Annotated in this window: 12 protein-coding genes; 8 read left to right on the top strand and 4 right to left on the bottom strand. The window is 70.4% G+C overall.

The window, feature by feature from the left end; all coding sequences use genetic code 11:
- The first annotated feature begins 102 nt into the window (after positions 1-102).
- A complete protein-coding gene (locus tag ACZ6O0_RS32445) occupies positions 103-483 on the top strand; it encodes a hypothetical protein (RefSeq protein ID WP_465768829.1) in 381 nt (126 codons plus the stop codon).
- Positions 484-1,171: 688 nt separating this feature from the next.
- Here the strand turns inward: ACZ6O0_RS32445 and ACZ6O0_RS32440 are convergent.
- The 3 genes from ACZ6O0_RS32440 to ACZ6O0_RS32430 are packed head-to-tail and all read right to left on the bottom strand — an operon-like array spanning position 1,172 to position 5,422.
- Positions 1,172-4,258 (bottom strand): hypothetical protein, encoded by a 3,087-nt coding sequence (locus ACZ6O0_RS32440; RefSeq protein ID WP_465768828.1) that lies wholly within the window; start codon positions 4,256-4,258, stop codon positions 1,172-1,174.
- A gap of 51 nt (positions 4,259-4,309) precedes the next feature.
- Complete coding sequence (locus tag ACZ6O0_RS32435) at positions 4,310-4,597, bottom strand: Lrp/AsnC family transcriptional regulator (protein ID WP_465768827.1); 288 nt, start codon at positions 4,595-4,597, stop codon at positions 4,310-4,312.
- Positions 4,598-4,615: 18 nt separating this feature from the next.
- Positions 4,616-5,422, bottom strand: a complete 807-nt coding sequence (locus ACZ6O0_RS32430) for a helix-turn-helix domain-containing protein (protein ID WP_465768826.1) — start codon at positions 5,420-5,422, stop codon at positions 4,616-4,618.
- A gap of 123 nt (positions 5,423-5,545) precedes the next feature.
- Here ACZ6O0_RS32430 and ACZ6O0_RS32425 point away from each other — a divergent pair, with 123 nt between their 5' ends.
- Entirely contained in the window at positions 5,546-5,959 is a 414-nt protein-coding gene (locus ACZ6O0_RS32425; RefSeq protein ID WP_465768825.1) for a hypothetical protein, read from the top strand.
- Here the strand turns inward: ACZ6O0_RS32425 and ACZ6O0_RS32420 are convergent.
- A complete protein-coding gene (locus ACZ6O0_RS32420; protein WP_465768824.1) occupies positions 5,956-7,749 on the bottom strand; it encodes a DEDD exonuclease domain-containing protein in 1,794 nt (597 codons plus the stop codon). The genes ACZ6O0_RS32425 and ACZ6O0_RS32420 overlap by 4 nt on opposite strands.
- A 186-nt stretch (positions 7,750-7,935) precedes the next feature.
- Here ACZ6O0_RS32420 and ACZ6O0_RS32415 point away from each other — a divergent pair, with 186 nt between their 5' ends.
- The 6 genes from ACZ6O0_RS32415 to ACZ6O0_RS32390 all read left to right on the top strand — a co-directional run bounded on the left by ACZ6O0_RS32415 (position 7,936) and on the right by ACZ6O0_RS32390 (position 14,810).
- Positions 7,936-9,243, top strand: coding sequence for an NYN domain-containing protein (locus ACZ6O0_RS32415; protein WP_465768823.1), 1,308 nt, complete (start codon positions 7,936-7,938; stop codon positions 9,241-9,243).
- Between the two features lie 109 nt (positions 9,244-9,352).
- Positions 9,353-9,583 carry a hypothetical protein gene (locus tag ACZ6O0_RS32410; RefSeq protein WP_465768822.1) on the top strand — a complete coding sequence of 77 codons (231 nt, stop codon included), beginning with the start codon at positions 9,353-9,355 and terminating at the stop codon, positions 9,581-9,583.
- A 215-nt stretch (positions 9,584-9,798) separates the two neighbouring features.
- Positions 9,799-10,848, top strand: a complete 1,050-nt coding sequence (locus ACZ6O0_RS32405) for a C40 family peptidase (protein WP_465768821.1) — start codon at positions 9,799-9,801, stop codon at positions 10,846-10,848.
- A 140-nt stretch (positions 10,849-10,988) separates the two neighbouring features.
- Complete coding sequence (locus tag ACZ6O0_RS32400) at positions 10,989-12,458, top strand: hypothetical protein (RefSeq protein WP_465768820.1); 1,470 nt, start codon at positions 10,989-10,991, stop codon at positions 12,456-12,458.
- Positions 12,451-13,695, top strand: coding sequence for a M48 family metallopeptidase (locus ACZ6O0_RS32395; protein ID WP_465768819.1), 1,245 nt, complete (start codon positions 12,451-12,453; stop codon positions 13,693-13,695). The genes ACZ6O0_RS32400 and ACZ6O0_RS32395 overlap by 8 nt, the downstream gene beginning before the upstream one ends.
- Positions 13,692-14,810, top strand: a complete 1,119-nt coding sequence (locus ACZ6O0_RS32390; protein WP_465768818.1) for a glycosyltransferase family 4 protein — start codon at positions 13,692-13,694, stop codon at positions 14,808-14,810. The genes ACZ6O0_RS32395 and ACZ6O0_RS32390 overlap by 4 nt, the downstream gene beginning before the upstream one ends.
- Positions 14,811-15,018: the final 208 nt, after the last annotated feature.

The raw sequence follows: 15,018 nt of genomic DNA, 5'->3' as shown, positions 1-15,018 counted from the left end.
CACGTGCTGCGCCTGCGGTCCGCCCTGCACCTGCTGCCCGCCCCCCGGCAGGCCGTGCTGGGGCTGAGGCGGGTGTGACGGCTGTGGCTGGGAGGCAGCTGGTTGCTGCACACCCCACATCTGCTGCCCCGCCTGCTGCTGCGAAGCGAACTGCTGGGCACCGGGCTGCTGGCCACTGAGCTGCCCACTAGGCTGCTGACCGCCTTGCGGTTGGCCAGGGTGATGCTGGGCGCCCTGTGGACCGCCCTGCTGCGGCCGAAGCTGCTGCGGCCCCCACATCTGCTGACCCTGCTGTGCCGGTGGCTGCTGGGGTCCAGGCTGCTGCCAGCCGGCCTGCTGGTTCGCGCGGGGCGCCGAGTGCTGTGGCGCCGCCGGAGCTTGTTGAGCGGGCTGCTGCTGATGTTGCGGCTGACTGGGCTGCTGCTGAGTCGGCTGACCCGGCTGTTGTCCGGCGTACGGCATGCCGGCCTGTGGCTGCTGTGATCCAGCCGAGTGCGCCGGCGTAGGTGGTGGCGGCGGCGCCGGTGCAGGCGACTGCCCGAACAACGCATCAGCCGAACCACCCGCCGGGCTAGGCGGATAAGCCTGCGCGGAACCGCCGTACCCAGGCCCCTGCCCACGCCCACCACCCGCGGACACCTGCGGCTGCCCACCCTGCTCAGCCACCTCTGCCCGACCAGCGTGCGCGGGCGCCTGCGGCCGACCACCTTCCCCGGATGCCTGCGGCTGCCCGCCCTGCTCAGCCACCTGTGCCAGACCACCGTGCGCGAGCGCTTGCGGCCGACCATCTAGCCCAGGTACCTGCGGCTGGCCGACGTACTCCGGTGCCTGTGCGGGACCGCCGTGCGCGGGTGCCTGTGCGCGACTGTCGTGCGCCTGCGGTGGACCACCGTGCCCAGCAGCTTGCGGTTGGCCGCCGTGCTCGGGTGCCGGTGGGCGACCACCTTGCTCGGGTGCCTGCGGTGTGACGCCGTGCTCGGGTGCCGGTCGGCGACCACCCTGCTCCGGTCCCTGCGGTTGACCGCCCTGCTCGGAGGACGGCGAAGTGGCCGGCTGTTGCGCGGGGTGGGGTTGCTGTGGGTGGTCGGGGTATTGCGGGTTGGGGCCGCCGGGGGGTGGGGCGCTGTGCCGGGCGGGGGGCCGGGGCGGGGGTGGGGTGTGGTCTTCGTTCTCAGCCAACGTTGATTCCCTTGTAGGCCTGACTCTCGGCCGTCCTCAGATCCGGCCGGGTGGTGGGGATGTCGCTGATGTACGCGACTGCGGTGCCGTCACCGAGGTCGAAAACGGCCACCGTCAGGGTAAGCACTCGGGCGGTCACCTTGGCCGACTTCGCGGTCACCGACTGCTGGAAGAACCAGCCCGACTTGTCCGACCGCTTCACCGCGCCGTTGGCGATCGTCTTGAACGTCACCGGGATGTCGCCGTACATGTTCGACCGCAGCTGGATCGACAGCGCCGCGGCCGTCGCCTTCGGGTCGCCGTTGAACCCCGAGCCGGTGCCGAGCGCGCCGACGAAGATGTCGGCGTACCAGTCGTTCTTCCCGTCGAACTTCTCCTGCAGCAGGATGTACTGCCCGCTCGAGTTGAGCAGTTGCGGGACCAGCCGCTTCCGGTCCGACCACGGCGCGGTACGGCGGGGGAACGAGATCGCGTCCGACGAGATGCGGGCGCCCTCGTGCAGCTTCGGGTTCTTCGACTGTCCTGGCTTGGTACTGCTCTGGCCCGTCGGCTCGTTGGTCGCCTGACTGCCGGTCGCCGTCGGCGTCCCGGTCGGCTGCGGATCCGCCTTCTTGTCGGCACCCGGATTGACGATCAGGAAGACCGCTGCCGCCACCAACATCACCAGCGCGATCCCACCCCCGATCATCAACGGCATCTTCGCCCCAGAAGGCCCGCCGCCGCCTCCAGCTCCCTTCCCCTTCTTCTCCCGCTTCCCCCCAACCTCCTGCTGCGCCCCGCCACCCCAGGCCTCGGCACCTTGCTCGCCCCAAGCCTGCGTGGCGGTCTGCTGCCCTCCGCCCCAGCTCTGCTCACCACCACTACCGGCCTGCCCCGCACCCCAAGCCTCACCGGCACTTTGCTGCCCCGAACCCCACGCCTCGCCGGCCTGCTGCCCAGCACTACCCCAAGCCTCAGCAGCCGTCTGCGGCCCCCCACCCTGGTTCTCACCAGCCGCCTGCTGACCCCACGGGCCCGCCTGTTGTCCGGCACCCTGGTCCTCGGCGCCGGTCTGCTGGCCCCACGGTCCAGCGTCTTGCCCACCGCCCTGCCCGCTACCAGAGGTCGGCTGGCCCCACGGCGAGGTCTGTTGCCCGCCGCCCTGGTTGTCTGTAGCCGTTTGCTGGCCCCACGGTCCGCCGTCTTGCCCGCCCCCCTGGCCGTCGCCAGCCACCTGCTGACCCCACGACGCGGACGATTGCCCACCGCCCTGGGTCACCTGCTGGTCCCACGACGCGGACTGTTGCCCAGCGCCTTGATTCTCGCCGGCCGTTTGGCCCCACGGTCCGCCGCCCTGGTTCTCGGCAGTCACGTGCTGGTCCCGCGGGGCGGGTTGTTGCCCGGCGCCTTGGTTGTCGCCGGCCGTTTGGCCCCACGGTCCGCCGCCCTGGTTCTCGGCAGTCGCCTGCTGGTCCCGCGGGGCGGATTGTTGCCCGGCGCCTTGGTTGTCGCCGGCCGTTTGGCCCCACGGTCCGCCGCCCTGGTTCTCGGCAGTCACGTGCTGGTCCCACGGGGCGGATTGTTGCCCGGCGCCCTGGTTGTCGGCGGTCGTTTGCTGGTCCCACGGGCCGGACTGCTGTGCGCCGGCCTGCCAGCCGTTGCCTTCGGCTTGCTGCTCGGCGGTGGCCCAGGCGGCGTTGTCTCCGGTCTGCGGGCCGGCGCCGTTGGCTCCAGTTGCCTGCCACGGGTCGGTGCCGGTCTGCTCAGGCCCCCATCCGGTTGCCTGTCCAGCGTCGTTCCCGCCGCCCTGCTGCAGAGGCCAGCTCTGCCCGCCCCACGGCTGGCCCTGGCCGGCGTCGTCACCAGTCTGCTTCTGCACACCCCAGCTCGGCTCTTGCCCGGCCTCGGCACCCCACCCTTGGCCCTGGTCCGAGTTGCCAGCAGTCTGCTGAACACCCCGGCCCGGTCCCTGGTCGGACTGCCCGTTGGCCTGCCGCGCGCCAGAGCCCTGAGCCACCTGCGCGTCCCACCCGCTCGCCTCGGCACCCCACGCCTGCTGCTCCTCCCCAGACTGCGCACCCCACGCCGGCTGGACCGGCCCCTGCTCGGTCCGAGCTCCCCACATCGGTTGGGTCTGCGTCTGGTCCGACTCGGGCTGCGTACCCCACGTCGGCTGGGTCTGCGCCTGGTCCTGCTCGGGCTGTGTGTCCCACGTGGGCTGGGCCTGGTTCTGCTCGGACTGGGCGCTCCAGGCTGGCTGGGTGGGCTCGGACTGGGTGCCCCAGGCTGGCTGGGTCGGCTCGGACTCTGCGCCCCAGGTCGGGGTGGCGGACTCCGACTGTCTGCCCCAGGCGGGCTGTACTTGGGTGGGCTCGTCGGTGTCGGCGGGCGGAGGGTCGGGGCGCGGTGTCGGCGCCACGGTCGGTGCCTCGGTCCAGCTCACGTCCGACCAGGCTTGCGTCTGCTGCGCGGCGGTGCCAGCGGCGGCTGCGGTGGTGCTGGCCTTGGAGGTTGCTGAGTCGGCCGGTGCGTCGTCGGGGTCGTCGGGGACTGGGGCGAGCTTCAGGGTCCAGCCGGTGGTCGTCGTCGGCGCCGGGGTAGCGGCGGATTCGGCGAGCGGCTCGTTGAGGGGGTCTTCGAGTTCGTCGTCCGAGATCTCGCGTTGGGACCAGTGTTCTGGTGGGGCCGGGGCGATGACCGGGGCGTCCCAGGTGGCGCGGGCGCGCTCGAAAGCGGTGCGCTCATCCGCGTCGGTTGGCTCCTCGGCGTCGTTGGCCGGGGTGACCGCGGACAGGCGTGGACCGTCGGCCGCCTGGGTCGATTCGCCGGACTGCGGATCGGCGTCGGCCAACGTCGCTGGCCGCCACCAACCTGATTGCTCCTCCGCGCCGTCGGAGGCGGGGACGGCGGTGGGGCGTGCTGTCTCGGGCTGCGCGGGCGTGGCCGGTTCGGTGTCTGTGCTGGACCACGTCTCCGCGAGTGAGCGAGGCTCAGGCTCGGCGGGTTGGGTTCGGTTGGTCCATTGCTTCCCGTTCCACCAGCGGATGGTGTCGGGCTGGCCCGTGGGATCCGGGTACCAGCCTTCGGGAGGGTTGCTCATGCGTTCACCGTAACTTCAGCGCGTGTCAGTCCGGCCGTGCTCGCCCAGCCCTCAGACACCGTCCTCCTGGCCGAGGCTGAAGGCGGCTTCCAGGTCGTGCGACGAGTACGCGCGGAACGCGATGTGCGTCTCGGTGCTGAGTACGCCGGGCACCCGGTTCACGTGGTCGGGGATGACGGTGGCGAGGTCGTCGTGGTGGGCGACCCGGACCATCGCGATCAGGTCGAGCCCGCCGGTGACGGAGTACACCTCACTGACGCCCTCGATCGCGGCCACCTGTTCGGCGACCTCCGGGATCCGTGCGACGTCGGCCTTGATGAACACGATCGCGGTGACCATGCCGTCCTCTCCTCGAACTCACACCCCAACCCGCTGAAGCATAGTGTGGTCGAGCTCCCGCAGCGCCGTCGCCGTCGGTTCGTCCGCGGGCAGGAACGCCTCCATCCGCAACTCCGAGACCGTCACGTCGATCGCCGTACCGAACCGGGTCAGCGTTGTGATCAGCCGCAGCTCGCCCAGCTCCGACCGGAGCCGCAGCGGTACGGCGAAGCCGAGGTGATCCGGCCCGGTCGGCGGCCGTGGCGGCACCACCGCGATCAGCTCCTCGATCAACGCGTCCGCCTCGGCATCCGGATTCAGCGCGGCCTCCCGGGTGAGCGCGTCGATCACATGCCACGCCCACTGATCCAGGTTGACGATCCGCGGAGCCAGCCCGGCGGGGTCGAGCAGCAGCCGGGGAACGTTGACCGGCGGCGTCAGCAGCCGCTCCGACACACCGGCCATCAAGGCATGGAAGCTGCCGTTGGCGAGCACCAGATCACCGCGCCGATCGACGACGACCGCCGGGTACGGGCGATGGCCGTCGAGGATCGCGGTCAGCGCCGTCCGGATCGCGCCGAGACCCGGTCCGTCGTACGGCGTCTCGTCGTACGCCGGCGCATACCCGCCCGCCAACAGCAGCGCGTTGCGATCGCGAAGCGGGACCTGGAGCGACTCGGCGAGCCGGATGACCATCTCCCGGCCGGGGGTCGATCGGCCGCTCTCGATGAAACTCACGTGCCGCTGCGTCGTGCCCGCCCGGATGGCGAGCTCCAGCTGGCTGACCCGGCGACGGGTCCGCCACTGCCGCAGTCCCGCGGACAGATCAGATCGAGAGGTCAGCATGTCTCAGGTCTAGCGCATCGCACCGACAGTCCATACCCAGCAGGGAATTGTCCGGGGTACGGCGTACTCGGCAAGCTGCTGAGGCAGGGCGGCAACGGGTCGCCCGGACCGAAGGAGAACGCCTTGTCCGACGCGCAGGAACTGGCCGATCGGTACGTCGCAGTGTGGAACCAGCCCGACCCGGACACCCGGCGCCAGGCGATCCAGGAGCTGTGGACCGAGGACGGCAGACATCTGCTCCAGCCCCCGGAGGAGATCGTCAAGCGGGCCAAGGAGATCGGCATCACGGCCACGCTGGAGGCCCGCGGGCACCAGGCGCTGGTCAAGCGGGTGACTCGGGCGTACGACGAGTTCGTGGCACCGGGGCAGTTCGAGTTCCGCCGGCACGGCGAGGTCGCAACCTCGCACGACATGGTGAAACTCCGCTGGGCGATGGTGCCCGCCGGCGGGGGAGAGGTACTTGCCGTCGGCATCGACCTGCTGCTGCTCGCGCCCGACGGCCGGATCCGCAGCGACTACCAGTTCATCGAGGCCTAACCGACCCTGGCCGGCCCGAGCGGGCGCAGATGACGACGGCGCTCGGTCGGGTGGTGGTGGACGTCGGAGTGGGCGTTGTCGAGGCGGGTGAGGTGGCGGCCGGCGCCGCCGACCGGGCAGGTCCAGGTGCCGTCCATCTCGACCAGGCGGATGCCGGGCTGGTCGAGCCAGCGCAGGACCAGCTCGATCTCCTCCGGCGAGGCCGCGGCGACCGGGCCGATCCCCGGCAGCACCGTCTCGGCCGACGCGCGGAGCATGGCCAGATACCCCCGCGGATCCGTCCCACGCGGGCTGATCCCCGCCGCGGCGAGCCGGCCGCGACGGATCACGTGCAGCTCCCAGCCGCCGTCGTCGGTCCGCCGGGCCGCGCAGATCTCGGCGCAACCGGTGACCGACGCCATCCGCTGCATCCGCGCCGAGCTCCGCACGAACGCACTCAACCGGTCCCGGTGGACGGCGGCGTCCTCGAACCGCTCGTCGGCGGACAGTACGTCGATCCGCCGGTCCAGCGCCTCGACCACGGGCGTCGGGTCCACGGTCAGCGCCGTCCGCAGCGCGGTCACGAACTCGCCGTACGAATCCGCGGAGATCCGCCCGTCGCAGGGGGCCACGCAGCGGCCCATCTCGGCCAGCACGCACGGCGACAACTGCGGGTGCCGCGACATCCGCGCGGTGCACTGCCGGATCGGGAACGCCTCGTGCAGCGCGGCCATCGCCCGCTCGGCCGTTTTCCGCGAGCTGAACGGGCCGAGGTAGCCGGCGTCGTCGTCGCGCACCTGTTTGACCAGCGACAACCGCGGAAACGGTTCGACGGTGACCTTCAGCCAGTGTTGCCGCTCCGGGAACTTCGAGCGCCGGTTGTACCGCGGCTTGTGCTCCGCGATCAGCCGCAGCTCGCGGACCTCCGCCTCGAGTGACGTCCCGCACTCGATCCCGCGGACGCCGGTCGCGATGCCGACCATCTCGCCGATCCGGTTGCGGGTCTCGGAGGCGGTGAAGTACGAGCGGACCCGGGTCCGGAGATCCTTCGACTTCCCGACGTACAGCACCTCGCCGCGGTCGTCGGTGAACAGGTACACACCCGGTGCGTGCGGCAACGTTTCGGCCAGGTGCCGCTTCGCGCGCACGGCCGGCGCGACCCGGGACGAGAACGTCTGCAGATCCTCGAGCGTCTGCACGCCCAGCGAGCCGACGCGCTCGAACAGTCCGTGCAGTACGTCGACCGTCGCCCGCGCATCGGACAGGGCCCGGTGGTTCGGCGTCGTCCTGGTCCGGAAGAGCTTGGCCAGCGTGCCGAGTTTGCAGTTCGGCGCCTCGTCCGGGGTGATCACCCGGCGCGCCAGCAGGGCGGTGTCGACGACCGCGAAGTCGGGCCAGTCGTACCCGTGCACGAGGCTCTCGTGCTTCAGGAACCCCATGTCGAACGGCGCGTTGTGCGCGACCATCACGCAGCCGTGGGCGAACTCCAGGAAGGCGGGCAGCACGGACTCGATCCGGGGTGACGAGGCAACCATCAGGTTGGTGATGCCGGTCAGTACGGCGATGAACGGCGGGATCGGGTCCGACGGGTTCACCAGGGTCTGGAACTCGCCGACCACCTCCCCGCCGCGGACCTTGACCGCGCCGATCTCGGTGATCCCGGATTCGCCCGGTGCGCCGCCCGTGGTCTCCAGGTCGACGACGCAGAACGTGACGTCGCGCAGCGGCGTACCCAGGTCGTCGAAACTCGGCTGGACGCCGCGGATGGGCATCGGCGATTCCGGAGCCGGCGCGCGCACGGGGCTGGTCATGGCAACGACGCTAAGAGCCGCCACCGACAATTCCGCAGGTGACACGCGAGGGAGTCGACTACGCTCTCTGTATGCGTACACAGGCGATCACCGCGAAACCGGCCGGAGAGCCGGGGCGTTGTGGTCTGCATCACTGGCCCAGCGGTTCCCGCTGCCAGGCCATCGTTCCGGCCGGACTGCGGACCGGTGACTGAGGCAGGCACCGCCGCGAGCTCCGCCGCTACGACTTTGCCCGAACCGGTCCGGCAACGGGTCCTCACCCTCGCCGCGCATGCCCTCGGCCAGCTTCCCGCGTCCGACATCCCGGCTCCGTTGCGCCGTTTCGCCAGCTTCGCGCCGGCCAAGCGCGCGAAACTCTCGGCGTCCGTGCTCGGTCCGATCCTCGAGACCGACGACCACTTCCGCCGGCTGACCGCCTTCCAGGTACGCCGTGAGCACCCGGAGCTCGGCGACGCCGTGGCCGAGGGCATCCCGGTCCCGACCGCGGATCCGGTCGAGGTCGCGGCGCTCGCCTACCTCCTCCGCCCGGACGACTGGGAGCAGCACGTCGCCGCGGCCGCGCAAGTGCCGGTCGAGACGTCGCACGCCGACGAGGAGGCCGTCAACCGACTCGCCGACCAGCTCGACCAGGCCCGGACCGAGACCCGACAGGTCCGCGAACGGCTCCGCGAACAGGTCAACGAGCTCAAGGCCGAGAACGTCACGCTCCGCCGCAAGCTGAACGAGGCGCGGCAGCGGATCAGCGGTCTGCAGAGCGAGCTCGAGCACCAGACGACCCAGGCCGAGACCGCCGACGAACGGGTCGACGCCGCGCGGACCGAAGTGGACCGTGAGCTGCGCAAACTCCGCGCCCGCATCACCGAACTGGAAGCGGTCGAACACGCGGCACGCCGGACGGCGGGACAGGAACGCGAGCTCGCGTCGACGCGGACGCGACTGTTGCTGGACACGTTGCTCGAGGCAGCGAGTGGGCTGCGGCGTGAGCTGGCGCTGCCACCCGGGGGAGAGCTCCGGCCGGCCGACACAGTGGCTGGGACGGAGCCGGACGCCGCGCCGATCGGGCGTACGGCGCCTGAGGACGACCCGGCGTTGTTCGACGAGTTGTTGTCGTTGCCGCAGGTGCATCTGATCATCGACGGCTACAACGTGACGAAGACCGCCTGGCCGAACTCGCCGCTGCACTCGCAGCGTCAGCGGTTGGTGACTGCCTTGGGTGCGCTGGTCGCGCAACGCCGGATCGAAGTGACCGTCGTCTTCGACGGCGCGGAGCTTTCTGGCCCGGTGCAACTGAATCCACCGCGTGGCGTCCGCGTGCGCTTCAGTCCCGCCGGTGTGATCGCCGACGAGGTGATCCGGCAACTTGTCCGTGCCGAGCCGCCCGGGCGCCCGGTTGTCGTGGTCTCCACCGACCGCGAGGTTGCCGAGAGCATCATCAAGCTGGGTGCTCGCGCGCTCTCCGCCAGCAGCCTCATCTCACGCATAGCCCGCGCCTGACAACAGAAATTGTCGGCGGCCTTCTCTAGCGTCCTTTTCAGCCGGGTGCAAGTCCGGGTGCTTCCCCACTTTGGAGGACGTTGTGCTGATCGACTGCGACGCATGTGTGATGAGGGGTCCGGGCTGCCAGGACTGTGTGGTCACGGTGGTGCTCGGCCTGTCCGCCGAACGGTCCGGCAGCTTGCGGATCGACGACGACGAGAAGGCCGCCCTGGACGCGCTGGCCGGGTCCGGTCTCGTTCCACCGTTGCGCCTCGTGCACGCTGTCAGCAGTGTCGATCCGGACACTGTTGTCGAAACCCTCGACGAGGAAGGCGAAACGGCCGTTGGGTCGGGATGATCCTTCGTTAATTTTGGATCAAACCCGAGGGGCGAATTGCACTGGTCACGAAACGGTCACTACTGTTACGTCTCGTTGCCTCAGGGCGTCGGTCGATCAGGCCGACCGGGCAACGGCAAGCCGAGGGAGTAACCGGCCGGCACCCGTGGGTGAGACATCCACAGCCGGCGCGGTTGACGGGGACGGCGCGAGCAGAGGAAGGGACCGACCGGGCTGTGTCCACCGGACGCATCAACCGCACCAAGGGAATCGCCCTCGCCGCCATCACCAGCACCGCCGTCGTCGCGGGCGTGATCTTCATCCAGGGAGCGGCGGACGCTGATCCGAAGCCCACCCTGGCCCAGGCGAAGACGCAGGTCGCCGATCTGCAGCACAAGGCCGAGGTGGCCGGTGAGGCGGCGAACGCGCTGCGCGGGCAGATCAGCGCCTCGACCGCCCGGGTGAACTCCTTCAAGGCCGCGATCGCCAAGCAGCAGGCCCAGGTGGACACGGTGAAGCGGCAGATCGGATCCCTCGCGGTCGCCGGGTACCAGACCTCCGGGATGTCGACGACGGCCCAGTTGCTGCTGTCGCCCGACCCGGACCAGTTCCTCAGCCAGGCCTCCACCGCCCAGGCTTTCGCCGGCCAGCAGGACTCGGCGCTGCGCCGCTACCAGCAGGCGCAGGGCAAGCTGACCGACCTGCAGACCAGTGAGCAGACCGAGCTGACCGCGCTGCAGGCCGTGCAGTCGCAGCAGGACGCGCTGAAGAAGCAGCTCCAGGCCAACCTCGACGCCGCCCAGAAGGTGCTCGACAAGCTCAGCGACGCCGAGCGCAAGCGGATCGAGCAGGAGAACGCCGACGAGGCCGAGAAGGCACGCAGCCAGCGCCCGTCGCGCGACGGCGACCGGATGGACGACCTGCCGGTGCCGGCCAGCGGCCGCGCGGCGACGGCGGTGCAGGCCGCGCTGTCCCAGCTCGGTGACCCGTACGTCTGGGGCGCCGACGGTCCCAGCTCCTACGACTGCTCCGGCCTGATGATGTACGCCTGGGGCAAGGCCGGTGTCTCGCTGCCGCACTCGTCGAGCGCCCAGCAGAGCTCGGGCCGCCGGGTCAGCAAGGACCAGCTGATGCCCGGTGACCTGGTGTTCTACTACAGCCCGACCAGCCACGTCGCGATGTACATCGGTAACGGCCGGATCGTGCACGCCCCCCGCCCGGGCAAGTCGGTCCAGATCGCCCCGCTGGACGAGATGCCCTACAACGGCGCCGTCCGCCCGGGCTGACCTGCGACCTTGACATACTCATCGGCTCCGGGGATCCATCCCCGGAGCCGAGTCGTTTCACGTTCGTCCGGGTGCCGTAATGTCGGAGGTGGCACGTAGTGTCCCGCCTGACTGGGGCAGGTGAGCAGCGAGGGGCCGAGGTGATCGACGAACAGGGCGATACGGTGCCGCTCCCGGTGGTCCCACCAGCCGGTGACCGATCGCAGCCGGGTGGTGACCGATCGGAACGGTCCGGTCAGCCTCCGTCGAGCACGTGGTTCAAGCTGAGTGGCCGTGAGTTGCCGCCGTCGTTCGCCCCGATCGCCAAGAAGGTCGCGCTCGGCCTGGCCGTCTGCCTCGTCGCCGGAGCCGGGTACGCCGGACTCCAGCAGATCGCCAACGCGCCCGCCGACCCGAACGCGCCCGGCACGCACTCACCGCTGACCTCCTCGACTCCGGACGACGCCGCCGAAGGGGTACGCCGTGCCGTCGCCGGAGAAGCCGTCCTGCAGAAGATGGCCGACGCGGTCGAGAGCGACAAGCGCACCGAGTTCCTGGACACCATCGACCCGAAGGCCACCGAGTTCCGGGCCAGCGCGCGGACGATCTTCGCGAACCTGAGCACCCTGCCGATCGACAGCTTCCAGTTGCGCTACGTGAGCGACGACACCGGCGCGCTCACCCCGGACCGGCAGGCCGAGCTCGGTGGCAGTCAGTCGTGGCTGGCCCAGGTCGAGGTCTCCTGGCAGCTCGCCGGGTTCGACGCCAAGCCGGCCCGCGAGACCCTCCCGGTCACGTTCGTCACCCGGGACGGAACGACGTACGCCGCCTCGTTCTCGGAGCGGTTCGTGGCCGGTCAGCGGCGGCCGATCTGGGCGCTCGGCCCGATCGACGTGGCCAAGGGCGAGCACAGCCTGGTGATCAGCCTCGACTCGGAGTCGGACGCGAAGAGCTATGTCCCGGTCGCGGATCGCGCGGTCGAGTCGGTCACCAAGGTGTGGGGCAAGGGCTGGCGGCAGAAGGTGATCGTCTACCTGCCGGCCAAACAGGCGCAGATGGAGTACATCCTCGGTGCCCAGCCGAACACCTACACCCAGATCGCCGCGGTCACGATGGCCGAGCTGGACACTCCGCAGGCCGGCGCTCCGGTCCGGATCGTGGCGAACCCGAAGCTGTTCGTCGAGCTCGGCAAACAGGGCCGCAAGATCGTGCTGACGCACGAGACCACCCACGTCGCGTCGACCGCGACCGCCTCGCCGGTGCCGTTGTGGCTGGCCGAGGGATTCGCCGACTACGTCGCGTTCACCGCCGTACCCGTGCAGGACGAGTCGGCGGCGAAGGAGCTGTTCAAGGCGGTCCGGGCCGGGAAGGTGCCGGCCTCGCTGCCCGCGCCGGAGGCGTTCGCCGCCTCGGCGACCGAGCTGCCGCAGGCTTACGAGTCGGCCTGGCTCGCCTGCCGGTTGATCGCCGAGCGGGAGGGACAGGCGAAGCTGGTCAAGTTCTACCGGGCCGTGCACACGTCGAAGAGCCCCACCGGTCTGACCGACGCGTTCAAGTCGGTGCTGGGGATGACCGAGGCCGAGTTCGTCGCCGAGTGGCAGCAGTACCTGAAGAGGCTCGCCGGTGCCTGAGCCGGCCGCGCGCTGGGCACCACGTGCGGCCGCCGCCATCCTCGCAGTGGCGCTGGTCCTGACGATTGTCGTCACCACGCCCTGGCACCTGATCGACCTGCCCACACCGGACGCGACGCTCGACTTCACCGCGGCGGAGATCGCCCGCCAGAACGCGTTCCGCCACGAGTTGTTGCCGTGGTCAACGACCTCCTGGGTGCTGTCGGTGCTGGTCCCGCTCGCGATCGGCTTCAGCCCGCTCGGCCGGCGGCTGTACGACGCCATCCGGATCCGCCGGTGGTACTTCGCCGTACCAGTGCTCGTCTTCGGGCTCGTACTCCTCACCAGCGTCGTCACGGTGCCGACGGACGTGATGGCCGAGCGAGTCACCCGGAAGTACGGCCTGTCGGTGCAGAGTTGGGCGCTGTGGACCCGTGACCGGGCCGTCAACTGGCTCCTCACGTCGCTCGCGCTCGCGGTCGTAGCTCTGGTCCTCATCGGCCTCGCCAGGCGCTGGCGCCGCGGATGGTGGTTGCCAGCGGCAATCGTCAGCGCGATCCTCGTCCTCGGCGTGTCGTTCGCCTATCCGGTGCTGGTCGAGCCACGGTTCAACCAGTTCACCTCGATGCCGGCCGGACCGCTCCGTGAAGACTTCCTGAAGCTCGCCGCGGACGACGGAGTGCCGGTCAAGGACGTGCTGGTCGCTGACGCGTCGAGGCGGACAACCGCCTTGAATGCTTACGTTTCCGGGTTCGGATCGACCCGTCGGCTGGTGGTTTACGACACGCTGCTGAAGGATGTGCCGCCTGCGCAGGTCCGGCTCGTGGTCGCGCATGAGCTGGGTCACGCGGCGGAGGACGACGTACTGCATGGCACGCTGATCGGCGTCCTGGGTGCTGCGTTCGCGGTGACCCTACTGGGGTTGTTGCTCGGGGCAAAGATGGCCGACCCGCGGCGGACGGCGCTGCTGCTGGCCTTGATCGTCGCTGGTACGACGCTCGCCTCGCCGGTGCAGAACCTGGTCAGCCGGAAGATCGAGGCCCGCGCCGACTACCACTCGCTGCAGCTGACGAACGACCCGAGGGACTTCGTCGCGATGCAGCACGACCTGGCCGTGACGAACATCTCCGGGCTGGATCCGGCACGCTGGCGGTACTGGATGTTCGCCACGCACCCGACCGCGCCGGAACGGATCGCGATGGGCCGCGCCTGGGCGACCGAGTACGGAACACCGGTCCCGCCTCTGGTGTCTCGATGACGGTCCTTGTCGTCACCAACGACTTCCCGCCGCGGCAGGGTGGGATCGAGACGTTCGTCCGGTCCTTGTGCGACGAGCTTCCCGAGCTTGTCGTCTACACCTCACATGAGCCCGGCGACACGGCGCACGACGCCGGCCTGCCGTTCCCGGTGGTGCGGGACCGGAAGACGACGTTGTTGCCGACGGCCCGGATCACGAAGAACGCCGTCCGGCTGATGCGCGAGTACGACGCGGACCGGGTGCTGTTCGGCGCGGCCGCACCGCTCGGGCTGATGGGGCCGGCGCTGCGACGGGCCGGGGCGCGGCGGATCGTCGCGATGACACACGGGCATGAGACGTGGTGGGCCGGCGTACCGGGTGCTCGACAGGCGCTGCGGCGGATCGGTGACGCGGCGGACGCGATGACCACCGTGTCGACGTGGTGCGCGGACCGAATCGCGCCGGCGTTGTCGGCGGACGCCGTACGGCGGATGCGGCGGCTGACGCCCGGGGTCGACACGGACCGGTTCTTCCCGGATTGCGGGGGAGAGCAGGTCCGTAAAGGGCTCGGTCTTGAAGGTGTCCCGATCGTGGCGTGTGTGTCGCGGTTGATTCCGCGCAAAGGGCAGGACACCTTGATCCGGGCGTGGCCGCGGGTCCTGGCCGCCGTACCGTCCGCGATCCTGCTGCTGGTCGGCGGCGGTCCTGACCGCGAGCGGCTCGAGGGGTTGGCGGCATCGGTCGGGGTGCGGTCGTCGGTGGTGTTCACCGGAGCCGTGCCGTGGGCGGACATCCCGCCGTACGTCGACGCCGCGGACGTCTTCGCGATGCCATGCCGGACCCGGCGTTTCGGCCTCGAGCCGGAGGCCCTCGGCATCGTCACCCTGGAAGCATCCGCCACCGGAAAGCCAGTCGTCGTCGGCGACTCCGGCGGCGCCCCCGACACCGTCATCCACGGCAAGACCGGCTACCTGGTCGACCCGTACAACCCCGTCCCCGTCGGCGTGCGCATCGCCGAACTCCTCACCAACCCCGCCCAAGCCCAAGCCATGGGCACCGCCGGCCGAGACTGGGTCCGCCAATCCTGGACCTGGCCCCAAACCGGCACCACCCTCCGCAACCTACTCAACCTCTAACCGGGAAAGCCCCACGCGCCCTGCTCCGCGCGCTCCTGTCGTCGCGTGCTACGCCGGGCGCCCCACCCACCCTTCCGCACGCGGCTGCCGCTCAGTTCGACCGCACCGTGGTCCCTGGGCTGTGTCAAGGATTGTGGACAGTTGCGGGGGTGTTGGTTAGGCGGCTGTTGTGGGTTGTTGGTGGTGGGTGAGGGCTTCGTGCGGGGTG

The organism is Kribbella sp. NPDC048837, from assembly GCF_055586945.1.
Note: the sequence above shows the minus strand (reverse complement) of the source record. Positions and strands in the feature narration are given on the sequence as shown.